Origin of the sequence: Arthrobacter sp. (assembly GCF_031179985.1) — a bacterium.
GTDB lineage: Bacteria > Actinomycetota > Actinomycetes > Actinomycetales > Micrococcaceae > Arthrobacter.
The window spans coordinates 42,233-61,394 of record NZ_JAPSHJ010000014.1; the positions used below are offsets into that span (position 1 = coordinate 42,233).

Annotated in this window: 20 protein-coding genes and 1 riboswitch; of the genes, 13 read left to right on the forward strand and 7 right to left on the reverse strand. The window is 63.1% G+C overall.

Going from position 1 to position 19,162, the window contains the following annotated elements:
- Positions 1–40 precede the first annotated feature (40 nt).
- Positions 41–964, reverse strand: coding sequence for a LysR family transcriptional regulator (locus RIN13_RS08865; protein WP_309106971.1), 924 nt, complete (start codon positions 962–964; stop codon positions 41–43).
- Positions 965–1,097: 133 nt separating this feature from the next.
- Here RIN13_RS08865 and tdh point away from each other — a divergent pair, with 133 nt between their 5' ends.
- The 4 genes from tdh to hutI are packed head-to-tail and all read left to right on the forward strand — an operon-like array spanning position 1,098 to position 5,747.
- A complete protein-coding gene (tdh, locus tag RIN13_RS08870) occupies positions 1,098–2,144 on the forward strand; it encodes an L-threonine 3-dehydrogenase (protein ID WP_309106972.1) in 1,047 nt (348 codons plus the stop codon).
- 8 nt (positions 2,145–2,152) lie between these two features.
- Positions 2,153–3,361 (forward strand): glycine C-acetyltransferase, encoded by a 1,209-nt coding sequence (locus tag RIN13_RS08875; RefSeq protein ID WP_309106973.1) that lies wholly within the window; start codon positions 2,153–2,155, stop codon positions 3,359–3,361.
- 47 nt (positions 3,362–3,408) lie between these two features.
- Positions 3,409–4,533 (forward strand): FAD-dependent oxidoreductase, encoded by a 1,125-nt coding sequence (locus tag RIN13_RS08880; RefSeq protein WP_309106974.1) that lies wholly within the window; start codon positions 3,409–3,411, stop codon positions 4,531–4,533.
- 11 nt (positions 4,534–4,544) lie between these two features.
- Positions 4,545–5,747: an imidazolonepropionase gene (gene hutI / locus RIN13_RS08885; RefSeq protein WP_309106975.1), complete on the forward strand. Its 1,203-nt coding sequence runs from the start codon at positions 4,545–4,547 to the stop codon at positions 5,745–5,747.
- A 31-nt stretch (positions 5,748–5,778) separates the two neighbouring features.
- Here hutI and RIN13_RS08890 read toward each other — a convergent pair whose 3' ends face one another.
- Positions 5,779–6,459: a histidine phosphatase family protein gene (locus tag RIN13_RS08890; RefSeq protein WP_309106976.1), complete on the reverse strand. Its 681-nt coding sequence runs from the start codon at positions 6,457–6,459 to the stop codon at positions 5,779–5,781.
- A gap of 80 nt (positions 6,460–6,539) precedes the next feature.
- On the opposite strand from RIN13_RS08890, the gene RIN13_RS08895 reads away from it, so the two are divergent.
- Positions 6,540–7,307 (forward strand): CPBP family intramembrane glutamic endopeptidase, encoded by a 768-nt coding sequence (locus RIN13_RS08895; protein ID WP_309106977.1) that lies wholly within the window; start codon positions 6,540–6,542, stop codon positions 7,305–7,307.
- Positions 7,308–7,449: 142 nt separating this feature from the next.
- Here the strand turns inward: RIN13_RS08895 and RIN13_RS08900 are convergent, their stop codons facing one another.
- Positions 7,450–8,088: a VOC family protein gene (locus RIN13_RS08900; protein WP_309106978.1), complete on the reverse strand. Its 639-nt coding sequence runs from the start codon at positions 8,086–8,088 to the stop codon at positions 7,450–7,452.
- Positions 8,089–8,239: 151 nt separating this feature from the next.
- Positions 8,240–8,355: riboswitch (SAM riboswitch) on the forward strand.
- Positions 8,356–8,367: 12 nt separating this feature from the next.
- Here RIN13_RS08900 and RIN13_RS08905 point away from each other — a divergent pair.
- The 4 genes from RIN13_RS08905 to RIN13_RS08920 all read left to right on the forward strand — a co-directional run bounded on the left by RIN13_RS08905 (position 8,368) and on the right by RIN13_RS08920 (position 12,601).
- Positions 8,368–9,546, forward strand: a complete 1,179-nt coding sequence (locus tag RIN13_RS08905) for a homoserine O-acetyltransferase (protein ID WP_309106979.1) — start codon at positions 8,368–8,370, stop codon at positions 9,544–9,546.
- Between the two features lie 180 nt (positions 9,547–9,726).
- Entirely contained in the window at positions 9,727–11,109 is a 1,383-nt protein-coding gene (locus RIN13_RS08910) for an MFS transporter (RefSeq protein ID WP_309106980.1), read from the forward strand.
- A 6-nt stretch (positions 11,110–11,115) separates the two neighbouring features.
- Entirely contained in the window at positions 11,116–12,234 is a 1,119-nt protein-coding gene (locus tag RIN13_RS08915) for a zinc-binding dehydrogenase (RefSeq protein WP_309106981.1), read from the forward strand.
- A gap of 103 nt (positions 12,235–12,337) precedes the next feature.
- Positions 12,338–12,601, forward strand: coding sequence for a DUF3072 domain-containing protein (locus tag RIN13_RS08920; RefSeq protein ID WP_309106982.1), 264 nt, complete (start codon positions 12,338–12,340; stop codon positions 12,599–12,601).
- Position 12,602: 1 nt separating this feature from the next.
- On the opposite strand, the gene RIN13_RS08925 is transcribed toward RIN13_RS08920, so the two are convergent.
- Together RIN13_RS08925 and RIN13_RS08930 are read right to left on the reverse strand one after the other, a co-directional pair.
- Positions 12,603–13,169 (reverse strand): hypothetical protein, encoded by a 567-nt coding sequence (locus tag RIN13_RS08925; RefSeq protein WP_309106983.1) that lies wholly within the window; start codon positions 13,167–13,169, stop codon positions 12,603–12,605.
- A 50-nt stretch (positions 13,170–13,219) separates the two neighbouring features.
- On the reverse strand, positions 13,220–14,095 hold the full coding sequence (locus tag RIN13_RS08930; RefSeq protein ID WP_375164752.1) for an SGNH/GDSL hydrolase family protein: 876 nt from the start codon (positions 14,093–14,095) through the stop codon (positions 13,220–13,222).
- A gap of 70 nt (positions 14,096–14,165) precedes the next feature.
- Here RIN13_RS08930 and RIN13_RS08935 point away from each other — a divergent pair, with 70 nt between their 5' ends.
- Positions 14,166–14,816, forward strand: coding sequence for an alpha/beta fold hydrolase (locus RIN13_RS08935; protein WP_309106984.1), 651 nt, complete (start codon positions 14,166–14,168; stop codon positions 14,814–14,816).
- 8 nt (positions 14,817–14,824) lie between these two features.
- On the opposite strand, the gene RIN13_RS08940 is transcribed toward RIN13_RS08935, so the two are convergent.
- Both RIN13_RS08940 and RIN13_RS08945 read right to left on the reverse strand, forming a co-directional pair.
- A complete protein-coding gene (locus RIN13_RS08940) occupies positions 14,825–15,163 on the reverse strand; it encodes a transcription initiation protein (protein ID WP_309106985.1) in 339 nt (112 codons plus the stop codon).
- A 69-nt stretch (positions 15,164–15,232) separates the two neighbouring features.
- Positions 15,233–15,469 (reverse strand): RNA-binding S4 domain-containing protein, encoded by a 237-nt coding sequence (locus RIN13_RS08945; protein WP_247044191.1) that lies wholly within the window; start codon positions 15,467–15,469, stop codon positions 15,233–15,235.
- A gap of 33 nt (positions 15,470–15,502) precedes the next feature.
- On the opposite strand from RIN13_RS08945, the gene RIN13_RS08950 reads away from it, so the two are divergent.
- The 3 genes from RIN13_RS08950 to RIN13_RS08960 all read left to right on the forward strand — a co-directional run bounded on the left by RIN13_RS08950 (position 15,503) and on the right by RIN13_RS08960 (position 19,135).
- A complete protein-coding gene (locus RIN13_RS08950) occupies positions 15,503–16,516 on the forward strand; it encodes a DMT family transporter (RefSeq protein WP_309106986.1) in 1,014 nt (337 codons plus the stop codon).
- A 253-nt stretch (positions 16,517–16,769) separates the two neighbouring features.
- Positions 16,770–18,155, forward strand: a complete 1,386-nt coding sequence (locus tag RIN13_RS08955; RefSeq protein ID WP_309106987.1) for a glycine--tRNA ligase — start codon at positions 16,770–16,772, stop codon at positions 18,153–18,155.
- A 2-nt stretch (positions 18,156–18,157) separates the two neighbouring features.
- Complete coding sequence (locus RIN13_RS08960) at positions 18,158–19,135, forward strand: GNAT family N-acetyltransferase (RefSeq protein WP_309106988.1); 978 nt, start codon at positions 18,158–18,160, stop codon at positions 19,133–19,135.
- Positions 19,136–19,162 lie beyond the last annotated feature (27 nt).

Sequence of the window (19,162 nt, forward strand, 5' to 3'; positions counted from 1 at the left end):
TCCTCTGACCGTTTCGGCGTCCTGATGCCCTTTGCGTGTCCTAAACCGGAGACCCGTCCGCGTCAATGAGTCCGTCCATGATCTTCTGGAGTGCTTCGCAGACCATCATGACCGACGTCCGTTTCAGGTTTTCGGGGCGTGCCAGGATGTCGATCCTCCTCCGGGTGCTGATGCCCTCCAACGGGCGCAGCACGATACCCGGGTTCAGTGCCGGCCTGGCTGTGTAGCGCGGCAGCAGGCCGATGACACTGCCTGCGGCCACGAGGGCTGCGACGGTGGAGTAGTCGTTGATGCGGTGCACGATGTTGAGTTCCCGGCTTGATGAGGCAGCGACGGCGGTCAGGACGTCCGCCGGGGAGTAGCCCGCGCGGCTGGTCACCCAGCGTTCGCGAGCGACATCGGCGGTTGTGAGTGAGCGCAACTGGGCCAGCGGGTGGTTGGCTGGCAGGGCGACGTCGAGCGGTTCCCGCGCTAGCGGAATCACGGCCACCCTCTCCTCAGGCCATGGCGGGCTGTGGTCCATGCGGTGCGCCAGCACCAGGTCATAGCGCGCGGTCAGCGCCGGAAAGTCCTGCTGGGCCACGTCTTCGTCGGAGAGTAGCACCTTCGGAGTATCAGGAGCGTCCAGGACCCGGGCAAGCGGGGCGAACAGCACCTGGCCGGCACTGTGGAAACCGCTCACCGTCACCGGGGAGACGGGAGATACGTGGTAGGCGCCTATCGCCCGCCGGGCTTCGGCCATTGCGCTGACGACGGCGGCTCCCGCATCGGCCAGAACCTGCCCGGCGTCGGTGAGGACAAGGTTCCGTCCTTCCTTCCGTGTCAGCGGCACATCCAGGCTTTTCTGCAAAGCCGCCAATTGTTGGGACACGGCGGAAGGTGTTACCAGGAGCGTTTCTGCCACGGCTTTGACGCTGCCAAGGGCACCGAGTTCCCGCAGCATCTCCAGCTGGTGAATTTCCATAAGCATGATTGTATGCCTAAGCAAAATCTAAATCGTCGATTGAGGAATTGCCGGTTGTGCTAATGCGTTATTGAGGCTCTAATGAAGGAAGTTCAGCCTCGGAGACGCAGGCCAGCAAGAGTGGAGGAAGCCAATGAAGGCTCTGTATAAGTCCGGTGCCCATTCCGGGTTTGAACTGGCAGACAGGCCAGAGCCCGAAGCCGGCCCCGGCGATGTCAAGATCAGGGTAATGACCACGGGAATCTGTGGCACCGACCTCCACATCCAGTCCTGGGATGCCTGGGCGCAAAGCATCATTGAGGCCCCGCTCATCCCGGGTCACGAGTTCTACGGCGAAGTGGTGGAAACAGGGGACGGCGTCCGGGACGTCAAGGTCGGCGACAGGGTTTCCGGCGAGGGCCACGTGGTATGCGGGATCTGCCGTAACTGCCGAGCAGGACGGAAGCAGATGTGCATCCATACCGTCAGCGTCGGTGTCCAGCGCGACGGCGCCTTCGCTGAGTACGTGGTTATCCCGGAAACGAACGTCTGGGTCCATCACGATCCCTCGGTGACCCCGGAGTTGGGCGCGATCTTCGATCCCTTCGGCAATGCCGTCCACACCGCCCTCAGCTTCCCGCTCGTCGGTGAAGATGTCCTTATCACCGGGGCCGGTCCCATTGGTTTGATGGCCATCGCCGTCGCCCGGCATGCGGGAGCCAGGAACATCGCCATTACTGACGTCTCGGCTCCACGGCTGGAACTGGCCCGCAAACTGGGCGTCGACCTGGCCATTGACGTCTCCAAGATGAGGATCAAGGACGCGCAGCAGGCGCTTGGCATGCGTGAGGGTTTTGACATCGGCATGGAAATGTCCGGCCATCCCACCGCGCTGCCGGAGATGATAGACAACATGAACCATGGCGGCCGCATCGCCATGCTTGGCCTTCCCAACCAGTCAATTGATATCGATTGGGGCAAGGTGGTTACCCATATGCTGACCCTCAAAGGCATCTACGGCCGTGAGATGTTCGAGACCTGGTACGCCATGAGCGCCATGCTGTCCTCAAACCCTGCATTGCATGCCGGCATATCGGCCGTCGTTACCGACACCCTCCCGGCCGCCGACTGGGAAAAAGGCTTTGAAATCGCCCGTGCCGGCATCGGCGGCAAAGTCGTCCTCAACTGGACCGAAATCTAAGGAGCACCATGTATTCAGGCATCAAGGATCAGCTGCAGGGCGAGCTCGACGAAATCCGCACCGCAGGGCTTTTCAAGACTGAACGGCACATCGATTCCCCGCAGGGCAACCACATCCTGGCAGGGCAAATCGGTGAAGCAGGAGCAGACGTCCTTAACTTCTGCGCCAACAACTATCTCGGCCTCGCCGACCATCCGGAGATCATCGCAGCGGCGAAGTCCGCCCTGGACGAGCGGGGCTTCGGCATGGCCAGCGTCCGTTTCATCTGCGGCACGCAGGATGTTCACCTGGCCCTGGAGGAGCGGGTTTCGAGGTTCCTGGGCACCGAGGCCACCATCCTGTTCTCCAGTTGCTTCGATGCCAACGGCGGCGTTTTCGAGTCACTGTTCAGCGCCGAGGACGCCATCATTTCCGATGCCCTGAACCACGCGTCCATCATCGACGGTATCCGCCTGTGCAAGGCCCAGCGGTTCCGCTATGCCAACCGGGACATGGCAGACCTCGAGGCGAAACTGATTGAGGCAACGCAGGGGGAGAAGCCGGCACGAAGGACCATCATCGTCACGGACGGTGTGTTCTCGATGGACGGTTACCTTGCCCCGCTGGAGGCCATCTGCGATCTTGCCGAGCAGCATGACGCCCTGGTCATGGTGGACGACTCCCATGCTGTGGGCTTTATGGGAGGCACAGGGGCCGGCACCCCTGAGCATGCCGGAGTTTCCTCCCGCGTGGACATCTACACGGGAACGTTCGGCAAAGCCCTGGGAGGCGCATCCGGCGGCTACGTCTCAGGACGCAGCGAAATTGTGGCGATGCTTCGCCAAAAGGCGCGCCCCTACCTCTTTTCCAATTCGCTGGCGCCTTCCATCGTCGCAGCGACCCTCAAGGCCCTCGACCTGGTGGAAAATTCCGCGGAGCTGCGGAGCAAGCTCTTCGCCAATGCCGAATTGTTCCGCAACAGAATGACCGAAGAAGGTTTTGAACTTCTTGAGGGCGAACACGCGATCGTTCCGGTGATGTTCGGTGACGCAGTGGCAGCTGCCAAGGTGGCAGACCGGATGCTGCAGCACGGAGTCTTCGTGACGGCGTTCAGCTACCCGGTGGTACCCAAGGGCGCAGCGCGGATCCGGGTACAGCTTTCGGCAGCGCACAGCACTGACGACGTCGAAGCTTGCGTGAGGGCATTCGTGGAAAGCCGTGAGGCCCTCGCAGCCTGAGCTGATATTGCACTGCGCCAACCGCCACTGTCTGCAAGGATGGAGCAATGTCAGAAAATTATGATGTGGTGATTGTGGGCGGCGGCATCGCCGGGCTGTCACTGGCCTCGGCCCTTGCCGGAAAATGTGCGGTGGCCCTGGTGGAAGCCGAGCAGACCCTTGCCTATCACACCTCATCGCGCTCGGCCCGGCAGCTGATTCCGAGCTACGGCCCGCCTGTCGTGCAGGAGCTGACTGCCCGTACCCTTGAGCTGATCGCGGCAGAGGATGAGGCCAGGCCCGTCAAAGTCCTTACACCACGCAGCTTCATGCTGATCGGGGATGAGGATACCGTCCGGGCGGAGGCCAGCGGGTCCATGCGCCGGATCAGCCATACGGAGGCGTTGGCGCTTTGCCCTGTCCTTGAACCGGATTCGTTCACTGCGGCAGGCCTGGATACAGAGTCCTTCGGCTGCAATGCTCCGGTGCTTTTGGAGCATCACCGGCAGGTGGCGGAGAGTGCGGGCGTCGACATCATCACGGGAGCAGGGGTTCACTCGGCCCAGCATCTGGGCTCCGGCTGGCAGATCGGCGCCGGTCAGGAGGCGCTGCAGGCCGGTGTGCTGGTCAACGCCGCAGGCGCCTGGGCCGATGAGCTCGCTGTCATCAGCGGGGTGGAAAAGCTTGGCCTGCAACCGTACCGGCGGACCGCGGCGATTGTCGCCGTCGAACATTCACTTCCGGAGAACTGCCCCATGGTGGCGGCAGCCGACGAATCCTTCTACTTCCGCCGCGAGGGGGCCGACGTCCTGGTTTCCCCTTCGGAAGCGGTGCCCAGCGGTCCCGAAGACGCGAAGCCGCACCCCGGAGACGTGGAGGCGCTGATCGCGCGGCTGAACTCAGTGACCACTTTGGGGATCAACGGAGTCAGGACCGCCTGGACAGGCTTGCGGACGCAAGCGGCCGACGGCCTTCCCATCGTGGGGTTCGACGCCGAGGCCCCCGGATTCTTCTGGCTCGCCGGACAGGGCGGTTACGGCTTCCAGACCTCCTCGGCGATAGCTGAACTGGCGGCAGAGGAGATCCTTGCCGGACATCAGACTGCCGGACAACAGACTTCCGAGGAAGGGAAGCGTCCGGCATCCCGTACAGCTGAAGCCCTGGCCGCCACCCGCTGGTCCATCCGGCGCTGAAGAATTGATCCATGAGCACCCTCCTTACGAATATCGCCGAACTGATGACCCAGGACATGGAGCACCGCGTCCTCAAGAATGCCGCTGTGGTAATCGAAGGGGAACGTATTTCGTGGATCGGCGCAGCCGCAGAGGCCCCGGCGGCTGACGATGTGGTGGACGCCGGCGGCCGTGCCGTGCTGCCGGGCTGGGTGGACTCCCACACCCACCTGATTTTTGCCGGGGACAGGACTGCAGAATTTGAGGCCCGCATGGCTGGCGAAAGCTACAGCGCGGGGGGCATAGCGGTGACCACCGGCGCTACCCGGAACACCAGTGACTACGACCTGACGAGGCTTGCTCTTGGCCGGGTGACAGAGGCGGTCTCGCAGGGGACCACGTACCTGGAAACCAAAACGGGCTACGGACTGGATGTGGACAACGAGGCGCGCAGTGCCCGCATCGCCGCCACCGCCGTCGACGAGGTGACCTATCTCGGAGCTCACCTGGTGCCGGACGGGATGGATGCCGAAGAGTACACGGACCTCGTTTGCGGCCCCATGCTGACGGCAGTCCGGCCCTACGTCCGCTGGGCAGACGTCTTCTGTGAACGCGGCGCCTTCAGCGAAGAGCAGTCAAGGCGGGTGCTGAAGGCCTGCAAGGATGCAGGACTGGGCCTGCGCGTCCACGGCAACCAGCTTGGCGAAGGCCCTGGGGTCCAGCTGGCGGTGGAGTTTGGCGCAGCGAGTGTTGACCACGTCAACTACCTGTCACAGGCAGACGTGGACGCGCTCGCCGGCAGCTGGTCCGGGGACACTGGAAACGGACACCGGGGAACGGTGGCCACTTGCCTTCCCGCCTGCGACCTGTCCACGAGGCAGCCCCTTGCGCCCGGCCGGGAGCTCCTGGACGCCGGAGTCCCGATTGCCCTGGCCTCCAACTGCAACCCGGGAACGTCCTACACAAGTTCCATGGCCTACTGCGTGACCACTGCAGTCCTGCAGATGCGCCTCAGCGTCCACGAAGCTGTCCGGGCGGCGAGCTACGGCGGCGCCCTGGCGCTGGGACGGGAGTCGGGGAACGATGTCGACGGCGAACGGGCGGTGGGTTCCATCGCCGTCGGTCACCGGGCAGACCTTCACATGCTCAATGCGCCCTCGGCGACTCACCTGGCCTACCGCCCGGGAATCCCGCTGACGCATGCCGTCTGGCGTGCCGGCGCACGGGCTAAGTAAAGCCAGACCAGGGGCCAGGCTTGCAGGCGGGCTAGAAGAGCATCGGGGGAGCGTCGAGCACCGTCTCGTCCACCCTGCGCTCCACCCACTGGCTGAAGGGCTTGTCCAACTCGTATTTCCCGAGCTCGGTGCGGATCAGGGTCCTGACTTCTGCGTTCTCGGGATTGTTGAGGGACTCAAAGTACTCCACCGACCAATGGAACCAGCGCATGCAGAACAGGCGCATCGTCAGTCCGTGGGTTACCAGCAAGGCGTTCGGCGCGTAGGACGGCTTGGACCAGTGCCGGTACAGGGTTTCCATGAAGGAGGAGATCCGGTCGTAGACGTCGGAGCCTGATTCACCCTCCCGGAACCTGTAGAAAAAGTGCCCGTAGGCGTTGCGGAGCTCCTTCTGGTCCTCGATCTCCCCGGAAATCTGGAAGTTGGCCCAGTCCTGCTCCCTTAGCCGGGGCTCCTCAATGACGCGTTCAACGAGGTTCCCCAGGTTCAGCGCCTCGAGGGTCTGATAGGCCCGGAGGTAAGGGGAGACATAGACGCACACCTGCTGACCGTCCAGCTGACGGCGGACGTCGTCCCCGGCCTTCCTGGCCTGCTCCAATCCCGCAAGCGTGAGGGGAATGCGGTAATCGGGCACGCGGTTGTAAATCGAGGTATCGGCGTTGGCGGCCGACTGGCCATGCCGGATCATGATGATTTTCCCGGGCGCACTCATAAGCCTCAAGCATAGGGGCAGGTCCGTCTTGTACCGGGCGGGTACAGGAAAGAACCAGCAAATGCATGCAAGATAGGAACATGCTGGTGCCATCCCGCCGTCGTCTGCGGATTGAAGTGTTGATTGTCCTGGGCCTCTCCTTGGGCCAGTCCGCCGTTTACTCAGTGGTGCAGCTGCTGGACAAGATGAGCCAGGCACCGCTGGCCCAGGGCACGTCCACCCTCAACCGTTCCCAAAGTACGCGGGAATACTTCGACCTGACCTACCAGTTGCTGGACATTGCCTTTGCCCTGGTGCCGGTGCTCCTGGTCTTCTACTTCCTCACCGAACAACGGCCCGCAGGCCTTCGGGGACAGTCAGCGTTCGGCAAGCTCGGCTTCGACCTGGCCCGGCCGGGGAAGGACCTGCTGCAGGGAGTGGGACTCGCTGCCTTGATCGGCATCCCCTCGCTGGCGCTCTATGCCGTTGGCAGGCAACTGGGCATCACCACCGCCATCATCCCCAGCGCCCTTGACGCCTACTGGTGGACCGTTCCCGTCCTGGTTCTCTCTGCCATCCGGCACGGAATCGTGGAGGAAGTAATCGTGGTGGGGTACCTGCTCAACCGGCTCGGGAAGTTCGGCTGGAGCGTGCCGCTGGCCATCTTCACCAGCGCAGTGCTCCGGGGAAGCTACCACCTGTACCAGGGCTTTGGCCCCTTCATCGGCAACGCGGTGATGGGAGCTGTGTTCGCCTGGCTTTACACCCGGACGCGAAGGGTGATGCCGCTCGTGATTGCCCACGCCTTGCTGGACACAGTGGCTTTTGTGGGCTTCAGTTTCTTTGGAAAGGCAATCGGGCTGGGATAGGGGCTTAACGGAGTTCGGCCGCCATCAGCCGGTGACGTCATTGGCACCCGCTGTTGGCGGCCGAAGTATTGCGGGCAGACTTTGCCCAGGGACATGGGGGAGCTGTCTCCAAAGAAAGAGGATGCTCCCCACAGAGGCGGGATCAGATGGTGACTGCTCCGACGGGGGTTTCGAACGTGACGGACAGGATCCCCGGCGTTCCGTGCGGGGCCAGCCAGTTTACGGCGACGTCTTCGAGCGGCCGCTCCACCGGCTCGCCCAGCCATTCGGTGACCCGCTCGGCTGATCCGGCAATGGTGAGGCTGGACATCTTGACGCTGCTTGGGTACGCGTTGGACGGGTGCAGTGACGGGTCACCTTCCCACTTGAGCATGTAGGGAACCTGGGGATCGGCGATGAGTCCCAGGATGCCGATCTGCTTCCAAACAAGTTCGCGTCCGTCGGGGAATTTACGGTTTCCGTTGACGGCCGCACGGCCCAGCCGCTCCTCAAACGGTGCCAGGTCGTCTACTTCGACGCACCATCCCATCCAGCCGCCGCCGGCTGCGGAGCGGGCCCGGACAGCCTGCCCGAAGGGAGCCTTATCTGATGCCGGGTGGTCAAGGACCTCCACAACTTCAAGGTATTTGTGCCCGGCCAGCGGGATGATCATGTTTCGGGTTCCAAACCGGGGATGTACCCCGCCCTTTACAGCTTCGACGCCCAAGGCGGACGAAATTCGTTCGGTGGTGGCCGCGAGGCCATCGTTTTCACAGGCGTAAGAGACGTGATCCATGCGCATAGCTTCATCTTGGCACTTTGTGATGGGCCTCTCAGCTTAGGGTCACCTAACTGCGCTATTATCCGCGTCGTCCGGCGTGCATTGTCCTCCTGAGTCATATTGCTGTCACAATCTTCGCTATTCCGGCACCGTTCTTCGTAGACTTTGAAAAGGTCATGAGTGCCAGCGACAGCCCCGGCTTGCTGGCCGGCAACCCTCCTTCCGCGGTGGGGTGCCCCGGGTGAAGACCTGGCCTGTCGGTCAGCTGACGGCAGGCAAGCGCGTAGAAAAGGTCCTCTTATGACGATTGCCGTCAACCGCACCGGCGTACCCGGAATCCAACTGCCCGGAACGCCACTGCCCGCTACGGAACCCGTTGCGAGTCCGAAGAGCGTTCCGGATGGGACTGTCCGGTTCCTGACCATCGGCGGCCTCGAACTCGAAGCCGGGGGCCACCTTCCAGACGTCACACTGGCCTACGAGACCTGGGGAACCCTTAACAGCGATGGCTCCAACGCTGTCCTGATCCAGCATGCCCTGACCGGAAGCACGCACGTTACCCGCGGTGAGAGCGAGGAGGAAGGCTGGTGGGAGCAACTGGTAGGTCCGGCAGCCCCCGTTGACACCGACAAGTTCTTCGTCGTCTCCATCAACATCCTCGGTGGCTGTTACGGGTCCACGGGACCATCGACGGCGGCACCCGATGGCCGTCCCTGGGGCTCACGCTTCCCGCTGGTGACGTTGCGGGACACCACGGCGGCGGAAGCGCGCCTTGCTGACGCCCTGGGCATCGGCAGCTGGTACGCCGTCCTGGGAGGCTCTCTGGGCGGCGCCAGGGCCCTTGAGTGGGCTGTCAGCCATCCGGCGCGGGTGCAGCGCTGTGGAGTGATCTCCATCGGTGCGCGCAGCACCGCAGAGCAGATCGCCTTTGCCCAGGCGCAGACCCTGGCCATCCGACAGGACGTCAACTTCAACGGAGGGGACTACTACGGTGGGCCCGGGCCCGAAGCAGGGCTCGCCCTTGCCCGACGCATCGCCCACATCACCTACCGTTCAGCTGCTGAACTCGACACAAGATTCAGCCGGGATGCCCAGCACGGCGAAAGCCCGCTGCAGGGGGTGTCACTGGGGGACCGCGGCCGGTACCAGGTGGAAAGCTATCTGGACCACCAAGGCAGCAAGCTGGTAAAGCGTTTTGATGCCAACAGCTATATCGCCATCACCGAGGCGCTCATGAGCCACGACGTCTGCCGGGGGCGCGGCCCGCTTCAAGTCGCGTTGTCCTCCACGACCGCCGAGTTCTTTGTGGCGGCGGTAGACACGGACAGGCTGTACTTTCCTGCCCAGTCCCACGAGCTTGCCCAGGCGCTGCCGGGCGACGTTCCCGTCCACGTCATTGAGGCGCCCATTGGCCATGACGGTTTCCTCACGGAGATCGGGCAGCTCAGCGAAGAGCTGCGCAGGAGCTTCTTTCCGTAGTTAGGCTTCGAGCGCAGAGTTTCTGCATTTTTGCAGAGCCTGTCTGCACTTTTCGCCGTTGAGCCTGCACTGATGTGCGGCCATACTCGATGAATCCGGCGGTTCGTGGTGCAGGTCACCAGCGTCCGCCTTCGAATGGTTCCACGTGGCGTCGATGTAGACGTTGAAGGAGTTCGCATCATGAGTACGGAAAACTCCGCCGCAAGGCGCGCAGAAGAAACTGATATCAAAGCTTCAGGGCTCAAGAAAGTTGTCACCGCCTCCATGGCCGGGACTGTGGTGGAGTGGTACGAGTTCTTCCTCTACGCCTCGGCCGCCACCCTCGTCTTCGGAAAGATGTTCTTCCCGAACTCGGGCACGGAACTGGACGGCATCATCGCAGCCTTCGTCACCTACGCTGTCGGCTTCGTGGCACGCCCCATCGGCGGAATTGTCTTTGGCCACTTCGGCGACAAGTTCGGCCGGAAGCAGCTCCTGCAGCTGAGCATCATCCTGGTGGGCGTATCCACCTTCCTGATGGGCTGCCTGCCCACCTTCGGAGAGATCGGCTACTGGGCGCCGGCGCTGCTCGTGTTCCTTCGCTTCGTCCAGGGTTTCGCTGTGGGCGGGGAATGGGGAGGCGCAGTGCTTCTCGTCGCAGAGCACAGCCCCAACGCGTCCCGTGGCTTCTGGTCCAGCTGGCCCCAAGCGGCCGTGCCGGTGGGCAACCTGCTCGCCACCGGTGTGCTTTTCACGCTCTCGGCAGTGCTGTCGTCTGCTGACTTCCTGGGCTGGGGATGGCGCGTAGCGTTCTGGTTGTCCGCGGTGATCGTCGTCGTCGGCTATTACATCCGCACCAAAGTCAGCGACGCCCCGATCTTCCTCGAAGCGCGTAAAGAAGTAGCCGTCGAAAAAAAGGGCTATGGCGTGGCCGAGGTGTTCCGCCGCTATCCCCGTAGTGTGTTTACCGCCATGGGCCTGCGCTTTGCGGAAAACATCCTGTACTACCTCGTGGTGACGTTCTCCATCACGTACCTGAAAGTGGTTGTCCAGACAGACACGTCACGGATCCTGCTCCTGCTCCTGGTTGCCCACTTCGTGCACTTCTGCGCCGTGCCGCTCGTCGGGAAGCTGTCGGACGCCTTCGGCCGCCGGCCCGTCTACCTGGCTGGAGCGATCCTGGGCGGCACCTGGGGGTTCTTTGCCTTCCCGATGATGGATACTGCGAACGACCTCATCATCCTTTCGGCGATTACCATCGGCCTGCTCTTCCACGCCCTGATGTACGCCGGACAACCTGCCATCATGGCTGAGATGTTCCCCACGCGGATGCGCTACTCCGGAGTGTCCCTTGGCTACCAGGTAACCTCCATTGTTGCCGGCTCGCTCGCCCCGATTATCGCAACATCCCTGCTGAACGCCTTCGGTTCCTCCACCCCGGTAGCCCTGTACCTTATGGGTGCCTGCCTGGTGACGGCGGTGGCCGTACTCGTGCTGAAAGAGACCCGCGGAATCTCCCTTCTCGACGTCGATGCCGCCGACGCCAGGGGAACAGCGGATCTGCTCGCAACCGGACGAAAGTAGCACCCGATGCGCGCGGCCATCCTGTATGCAGCAGTTCCGCCCGGCACCGTTCACACCCAGGCAAACACCCTGAGAATGGAGGAGCTCGAGCAACCGGAACCCCGCGGCGGCGAGATCGGTGTGGCCATTACGTGCTCGAGCCTTTGCCACTCTGACCTCTCAGTGGTGGACGGGTCGCGCGTCAGGCCGTTACCTATGGCCCTTGGCCATGAGGCGGTAGGCCGCGTGGCCGCCCTCGGGCCGGGTGTAACAGACGTCGACGTCGGGGATCACGTGGTGCTGGTGTTCGTCCCCAGCTGCGGATCGTGCCGCGCCTGCCTGGCGGGACGGCCGGCGCTCTGTCACCGCGCGGCGGAAGTCAACGGCTCCGGGGACCTTCTGCACGGAGACGCCTTACTGAGGACCGCCTCCGGAGAAAGGATCAACCATCACCTCGGGGTTTCGGCTTTCTCCGAATATGCCGTGGTGGCAAGGGAGTCCGCGGTCGTCATCCCCGACGACGTCCCTGACACCGTTGCAGCCATGTTCGGATGCGCGGTACTCACGGGAATGGGGGCTGTGCTTAACACCGCGGAAGTAACGCCTGGACAGTCGGTCGCCGTCGTCGGGCTGGGTGCAGTTGGCCTGTCAGCAGTAATGGCCGCCCGGTTGGCCGGCGCCGTGCACATCATCGCCATAGACCCGAACCGCGGAAAGCACCGGTTCGCCAGGGACTGCGGGGCGACAGCAGCCGGCACTCCTGAAGAGGCGGAAGGGCTCGTTGAGGAGGCGACCGGGGACGGCGTGGACGTGACCGTTGAGGCCGTCGGTTCGGCAGCGGTGATGGCCGCGTCCCTTGGCCTGCTGACCCGAGGAGGGGCCCTGGTGTCGGTCGGACTGCCGCATCCGTCGGCACAGCTGGCCGTTCCCGCATTGCAGTTCGCCGGGGCAGGGAAACGGCTGCTCGGTTCGTATATGGGGGATTCGGTCCCGGAACGTGACATCCCCCGCTACCTCGGTTTCTGGCGGGAAGGAAAGCTCCCGGTCGAACTGCTCCACACCGACACCAGACCGCTTGAGGAGATCAACGAGGGACTGGACGCCCTTGCTGCAGGCACTGTCATCCGGAGGCTCTTCCGGGCTTAGGCGCGCTGCAGGCGCGTCGCAGAAGGGAGTTGCCGGACCCGTCTTCAGAGCAGGGCAGCGAGGCCCCCTACACCGGGATTGTTGCTTGTCCTAGAGTGTTTTTATGGACAACGACGACGAGACTCTGGGCAGCGCTGTTCCGGAACCCGGAGCAGGAATGGACCGCGATCCAGAGGACTGGGTCACGGGTGATGAACCGATGACTGCGGCTCAGCGCAGCTATCTGGACACCTTGGCGAGGGAGGCCGGCGAAGAGATCCCGGCCAATATCAGCAAGGCAGAGGCCTCAAAGCACATCGACAGGCTGCAGAAGAAGAGCGGCCGGGTTTCGGGCGGCGACGTTGCCGGCGGCAAGAGGCCAAGGTAGCTTAGCCCTTCATGATCTCCGCCCGGCGGGCCATGTACTCCTCCATGGCGATCTCACCATTGCTGTATTGCTGATCCAGTTCAGCCAGTTTTCGTGCCCGGTATCCTTGGGGGGCCGACGGCGGCGGCGGGGTTTCAGGGGCGGAAGGCTGCTGGGGCTGTTGGCGGGACAGCCACTCCCGATACTCCGGGCTGTCCTCGAAAGGCACCTGACCAGGCTGACCGGGCTGGCCGGGAGCCTGGTAACCGCCGGGACCCTGATAGCCGCCCTGACCCTGGTAGCCATTTGGATCCTGATAGCCGTTTGGTCCTTGGAACGGTGGAACCTGAGGCGGTCCATACTGACCTTGGTTGCCGGGCTGGTTGCCTGGTTGGTCGAAGGCGCCGAAAGCTCCGTAGTAGTCCCGCTGGGTGTAACCGTCCCTGTATTGGTTGTTCTGGTTGTTCAGCGGGCCAGGGTACTGACCGTTGATGCCCTGATTCTGGTTCCGGCTGCCGGACCTGCGGAACAGGCGGATTGCCACGGGAACCAGGACCCCCAGGATGATAAGCAGGAAAAATGCGTCCACGACGTCACGCCTCTCAGATGTATTCCTTCCAGCTTAACGGCCGGGGAAAGCTACGCGTGCCGTGAGTCTTCGGTTGCAAGGGGGCCTTCACCCGAGCCCAGTGGCATGCCGGGTCCGAACACCGGGCCCGGAGTCGGCCGTTTGGCGGTGATTCCATCACCGGATGAGCGGTTCCGTAGTCGCCGCACAACCCAGGGGACAAAGTACTCCCTGGCCCAGACAAGATCGCCGGTCCGTGCCTCGCGCCAGCTGCGGGGAGGCAATGGTTTTGGCGCAAGCGGTTCCAGCGTGTGCTTGACGTTGAGTGCATCAAGGACCATGGCCGCTATGGTGTGGTGTCCCAGCGGTGAGAAATGCAGCCGGTCAGCGTCCCACATCTGCGGGTCATGCAGCTGCCGCAATGACCACATGTCGGCGATGACGGCATCGTGCCTCGCCGCCACCGTGCGGAGATTCTCGTTGTAGATGGCCACCTTGCTGCGGATCCTGCCCAACACCGAGGATCCTGTGTCCGGGCCGTTGAAAAGCACCACCGTGGCGCCGTCCATGCTGAGGATCTGGACCACTGAATCCAGCTTCTCCGCCAGGGCATCCGGATCGCCCCCGGGGCGGATGAGATCATTTCCCCCGGCTGAGAGCGTCACCAGGTCCGGCTTCAGAGCCAGGCAGGGGGCAAGTTGCTGATCCACGATCTGTTGAAGGAGGCGCCCCCGGACGGCCAGATTGGCGTAGGCGAAGTCCTCGTGTCCGCGGCTCAGTTCCTCGGCTACGCGGTCCGCCCAGCCTCGATGCCCGCCGGGATTGCCCGGTTCGGGATCGCCGATGCCTTCGGTGAACGAGTCGCCCATGGCTACGTAACGGCTCCAGGGATGCGGCTGGATGGGCTCTGGCTGGCTGGAGGCGGCTTGAATTTGGCTCACCTTCATATCCTGCCCTCCAGGTCCAAAGGTACGCCACCGTAGGTTGTTACTTATGGGTAACTGTAAGAATGGATCCATGACTTCAGCCGATAGCTTTCCCGCCCCTGTTGTTCTCTGGTCCAAGCCCCAAGAGGAGCGGGCCGGCAAGCCGCTCCTTGTTCTGTTGCACGGTTATGGTGCCAATGAGCAGGACCTGTCGAGCCTGGCGGAGATGCTGCCGGAGGAATTTGTTGTTGCATCCGTCAGGGCTCCGATAGCCATGGGGCCGGGTTTCACGTGGTTCCCGCTGACCGGATCGGTCGAATACTCACTCGACGCTGTGAAGATTGCCTCCTCCTATGTCCTTGACTGGCTCGACGGCGTCAAGGCCAACCATCCGTCCGTGACCCTGCTCGGGTTCTCCATGGGCATGGCCATGGCCACCACAATGCTCAGGCAGCGCCCCACGGACTTTGCCGCCATCGTCGGACTTTCAGGTTTTGTGGTGGATTCCGGCGACGATCCGGACTTCTTTGATCACGAGCTCGACGGCGGTGTGCCGATGTTCTGGGGCCGCGACCAGCAGGATCCGGTCATCACGCCGGACAAGATCGAATTCACCATGGGCTGGGTGCGCAAGCACGTAAAGCTCACCAAGGTGCTTTACACCGGAATGTGGCACGGGATCAACCAGCAAGAGATCGGCCACGTGTCCGAGTTCCTCACCCATGAGGTCCTGAACAAGTAGCCCGACAGCTAGCTGTCGGGGTCGTACCCGAACTCGCGGAGCTCCTGTGAGCAACGACAGGCCACCGCGATCTTCCTCGCCCACTCGACAGCGTCCTCGCGGGTGGGCAGCTCCAAAACGGTGAACCCACCGTTGATTTCGAAGCCCGGATAGGTCTCGGTGCTCACAGATCCGTCGGGGGAGACCAGCAAGGGATCGACTTCCTCGTTGATCCCGCCGCCGAATATGTAGACGCCCGCGGCCTTCGCCTCCGCGATCACAGCGTGGGATTCGGCGAAGACAATCGGGAACTCCTCGTCGGTGAGCACCATGGCTTGGCTTGGGAAGGAGATGAGGTATTTGGTCATGACTCGATGGTGCCCCCGTGGCTGGCGCAATGTCACCAACGTCCGAAGTGAATGCACAAGCGAACGCAGCTAAATGTCGGAAGGCGCGATGATCTGGACCGTGTGTCCGTTAACGGTGACGGTGTCCCCATCGTGGAGCTGGCGGCCCCGCCGGTCGTCGATTTCCCCATTGACCTGCACGAGGCCGTTCTTGATCAGCTCCGTAGCCTGCACCCCGTCCTCCACCAGGTTGGCAAGCTTCAGCAGCTGGCCGAGGCGGATCATCTGGTCACGGATGGGAATCTCTTCAATCTCCGGGTTGCTCATACAAGCAATAATGCCTGACGTAGGGTGGATCCGGTGACTCCCGTTCCCCGCCTTCCCCTTGCCGCAGGACTGCCGTTGGCTGTTGCCGCCGGACTGGCCATTCCCCTCCAAGGCCGGATTAACGGGGCACTGGGCACGAAACTGGATGACGGCATTGCAGCAGCGACGGTGAGTTTCACCACAGGACTGGTGCTGATGCTGGTCATTTGCCTGATCCTGCCCAAGGGAAGGGCCGGCCTCGCACAGATCCTTCCGGCTGTGAAGGAACGCCGCTTTCCACCCATCTATGTCATGGCCGGAAGTATTGGTGCCCTGTTTGTGTTTGCCCAGTCATTGACCATCGGGCTGCTCGGTGTAGCCCTGTTCACCGTGGCCACGGTAACGGGCCAGACCCTCAGCGGGCTCCTCGTGGACAGGCTGGGGATCGGGCCGGCAGGAAAGCGGTCCGTCACCGGTATCAGGATCCTGGGCTCCCTGCTCACAATTGCAGCCGTGTGCTGGGCGGTATCGCCACGGTTTGGGGCACCGACGGCTGCGGCCACAGGCCCGGCAGGGCCGGGTGCAGACGCGGGATTGAGTGAACCAAGCCAACTGCTCCTACCCCTGCTGCTCCCTGTACTGGCAGGCTTCTTCATAAGTTTCCAGCAGGCGATGAACGGCACTGCCACCGCCCACTACGGCACGCCCCTGGCTGCCACGCTGGTTAACTTCATTTCCGGCACCGTGGTGTTGTGGCTGGCATGGCTGGTGAAGCTTGCTGTCCTGGGTGCAGGCAATGCGCTGCCTGCAGAGTGGTGGTACTACCTTGGCGGTCCGATGGGGTGCATCTTTATCGGGCTCGGGGCACTGTTGGTCCGCAGCCTCGGAGTGCTGGTGACGGGGCTGGGGATGATCGCCGGCCAACTCCTGGGGTCCCTTGGGTTGGACGTGGCCTTCCCTACCCCCGGAACGGTGATAGCCCTCCCTGCAGTCCTTGGCACACTCCTTACGCTCGGTGCGATTGTCCTGGCCACGCTGCCATGGCCGCGGGGGATACTCAGAAGGTAGGTCCCCGGGTCGCCACTGGGCGAGCCATCACGCCGGGAGGCCGGTAGTCTAGGAAACGCAGCTTTTCTGCACAGCTTTCCCGCGCACCCAACCATGCAGCACTGAATGTCGTTTTGAGGGCTCAGAACAGCATCCACTGCTACTTGGTTGGGGACTGTGAATCATGCACCGCCCCGCCTGGCAACCAGCCGGGGATACGGGGCCAGACCACGCGGACCGCACCCAGCGGCCTGTAGAAATTGGAGTTACCACCATGGCAGCAAAATCCGTCCTCGACCAGATCATTTCCCTCGCCAAGCGCCGGGGATTCGTTTTCCAGGCCGGTGAAATCTATGGTGGCTCCCGTTCAGCGTGGGACTACGGGCCCTTGGGTGCAGAGCTGAAGGAAAACATCAAGCGCCAGTGGTGGCAGTCAGTGGTCCGCGGCCGTGAGGACGTCGTCGGCCTGGACTCCTCCGTGATCCTGCCCCGCCAGGTATGGGAAGCGTCCGGCCACGTCGACGTATTCTCAGACCCCCTTGTGGAATGCCTCTCCTGCCACAAGCGCTACCGGGCTGACCACCTCGAAGAAGAGTACGAGGAAAAGAAGGGCCGCCCGGCCGAGAACGGCCTGAAGGACATCGCCTGCGCCAACTGCGGCACACGCGGCCAGTGGACGGAGCCGCAGGAATTCTCCGGCCTCCTCAAGACCTACCTGGGCCCCGTGGCAAACGAGGAAGGCCTTCACTACCTCCGCCCGGAAACCGCCCAGGGTATCTTCGTGAACTTCAGCAACGTGCTCACTACTTCGCGCAAGAAGCCGCCGTTTGGCATTGGCCAGATCGGCAAGTCCTTCCGCAACGAGATCACGCCCGGAAACTTCATCTTCCGTACCCGCGAGTTCGAGCAGATGGAAATGGAATTCTTCGTGGAGCCAGGCACTGACGAGCAGTGGCACCAGTACTGGATGAAGGAACGCATGTCCTGGTACACCGAGCTGGGTATCCGGGAGGAAAACCTCCGGTTCTTCGAACACCCGCTGGAAAAGCTCAGCCACTACTCCAAGGGCACCACGGACATCGAATACCGCTTCGGCTTCCAGGGTTCAGAGTGGGGCGAGCTGGAAGGCATCGCAAACCGCACGGACTTCGATCTCTCCACCCATGCCAAGGCCTCCGGCCAGGACCTCAGCTACTTCAACCAGGCCACCAACGAGCGCTACACGCCGTACGTGATCGAACCCGCTGCCGGCCTGACCCGCTCCTTTATGGCGTTCATGATCGACGCCTACACGGAGGACGAGGCCCCCAACGCCAAGGGCGGCGTCGATGTCCGAACAGTGCTCAGGCTCGATCCCCGCCTCGCTCCCGTGAAGGCTGCCGTTCTTCCGCTGAGCCGCAACGAGGATCTGTCCCCGAAGGCCAAGGACCTTGCGGCCCAGCTGCGCCGGAACTGGAACATCGAGTTCGACGACGCCGGCGCCATCGGCCGCCGTTACCGCCGCCAGGATGAGATCGGCACACCGTTCTGCATCACTGTGGACTTCGATACCCTCGAGGACCAGGCAGTCACCATCCGTGAACGCGACACCATGAGCCAGGACCGTGTTTCGCTCGACAAGGTGGAGGCCTACCTCGCAGCCCGGCTGGTAGGCGCCTGAGTATGGCCATTGAGTACAGGGAATGGCGCGACGGAGACGACCTCGCGCTGCTGGAAATCTGGGGAGACCCCGAAACTGTCCAGGCTGGACAGTTCCGGGGAACGCTCGCGCCGTCAGGAAATGCTCCGTGGCGCCGCTGCATTGTGGCCGAAGACGTCGTTGACGGCGTCGCCATTCCGGTGGCGGCAGGCGTGGTGCACGAAGCGTCCCTCCACCCTGAACGGCTCTGGGCCTACATTGAGGTTGCCCGGGACCACCGGCGGGAGGGCGTAGGCTCCACCCTGCTGACCATGCTGCGGCACGAAGCAAAGGCGGCGCCGTCGGGCGTTTCCAAACTGCGCTGCAAGGTGGAGCCGGGCACGCCGGGCGCAGCTTTTGCCGCCCAGGCCGGGCTCACTCCGATCCAGCGCTCGCAGCTGATAGTGGTGGAACCGGCAGCCCTGAAGCTCCCGGTGTTCGGGGACGGTTCAGAGGAAGCAGCGTCGGAACGGGTGGAGGACCTGGCCACTGGTTCCGTGGAGCTCAGCGACGTGGTCGGCCGATATTACACAGCTGTCCACGACTGGGACAGCCCGGGGGACCTCGCCGTTTCTACCGTCCAGCGGCTTTTCCTGGATGACCTTAGCGGAGCGCACGGTGCCATTGTGCTGAGGGCTCCCAAGGCCAGCGCCTTCGGGGCCGGCGTACCTGCGAGCAGGAAAGGCAAGCTGCTGGCCTTCGCCATCAGTTATGCGCAGGGCACCGCAGAACCCGGGCAGCCTGCGCAGCCGTCCGACGTCTTTCTGGGCCATGATCCGCAGCTTGCTCCGGATGAGGCACAGGCGGCAGTTCGTGACTTGTTGGCCCTTATTGCCTACCAGTACCCGGTCCTGCTGGAACTGGATGACTCAATGACTGCCCTGCGCGCCGTCGTCGAACCCCTGTTGGAATCGGGCAAGGCCCGCCGGCAGGGCGTCGAGACTTTCGTCGTCTCGGACTGATCGGTTCCGGGGGGCCACTGCACCTCA

Coding starts and splice junctions, on each gene's coding strand:
- RIN13_RS08905 (WP_309106979.1), top strand. CDS start 8,368: ATGACGATTGCCGTCAACCGCACCGGCGTACCCGGAATCCAACTGCCC.
- tdh (WP_309106972.1), top strand. CDS start 1,098: ATGAAGGCTCTGTATAAGTCCGGTGCCCATTCCGGGTTTGAACTGGCA.
- RIN13_RS08895 (WP_309106977.1), top strand. CDS start 6,540: ATGCTGGTGCCATCCCGCCGTCGTCTGCGGATTGAAGTGTTGATTGTC.
- RIN13_RS08910 (WP_309106980.1), top strand. CDS start 9,727: ATGAGTACGGAAAACTCCGCCGCAAGGCGCGCAGAAGAAACTGATATC.
- RIN13_RS08890 (WP_309106976.1), bottom strand. CDS start 6,459: ATGAGTGCGCCCGGGAAAATCATCATGATCCGGCATGGCCAGTCGGCC.
- RIN13_RS08960 (WP_309106988.1), top strand. CDS start 18,158: ATGGCCATTGAGTACAGGGAATGGCGCGACGGAGACGACCTCGCGCTG.
- RIN13_RS08900 (WP_309106978.1), bottom strand. CDS start 8,088: ATGCGCATGGATCACGTCTCTTACGCCTGTGAAAACGATGGCCTCGCG.
- RIN13_RS08940 (WP_309106985.1), bottom strand. CDS start 15,163: ATGACCAAATACCTCATCTCCTTCCCAAGCCAAGCCATGGTGCTCACC.
- RIN13_RS08945 (WP_247044191.1), bottom strand. CDS start 15,469: ATGAGCAACCCGGAGATTGAAGAGATTCCCATCCGTGACCAGATGATC.
- RIN13_RS08935 (WP_309106984.1), top strand. CDS start 14,166: ATGACTTCAGCCGATAGCTTTCCCGCCCCTGTTGTTCTCTGGTCCAAG.
- RIN13_RS08930 (WP_375164752.1), bottom strand. CDS start 14,095: ATGAAGGTGAGCCAAATTCAAGCCGCCTCCAGCCAGCCAGAGCCCATC.
- RIN13_RS08955 (WP_309106987.1), top strand. CDS start 16,770: ATGGCAGCAAAATCCGTCCTCGACCAGATCATTTCCCTCGCCAAGCGC.
- RIN13_RS08920 (WP_309106982.1), top strand. CDS start 12,338: ATGGACAACGACGACGAGACTCTGGGCAGCGCTGTTCCGGAACCCGGA.
- RIN13_RS08865 (WP_309106971.1), bottom strand. CDS start 964: ATGGAAATTCACCAGCTGGAGATGCTGCGGGAACTCGGTGCCCTTGGC.
- RIN13_RS08875 (WP_309106973.1), top strand. CDS start 2,153: ATGTATTCAGGCATCAAGGATCAGCTGCAGGGCGAGCTCGACGAAATC.
- RIN13_RS08915 (WP_309106981.1), top strand. CDS start 11,116: ATGCGCGCGGCCATCCTGTATGCAGCAGTTCCGCCCGGCACCGTTCAC.
- hutI (WP_309106975.1), top strand. CDS start 4,545: ATGAGCACCCTCCTTACGAATATCGCCGAACTGATGACCCAGGACATG.
- RIN13_RS08880 (WP_309106974.1), top strand. CDS start 3,409: ATGTCAGAAAATTATGATGTGGTGATTGTGGGCGGCGGCATCGCCGGG.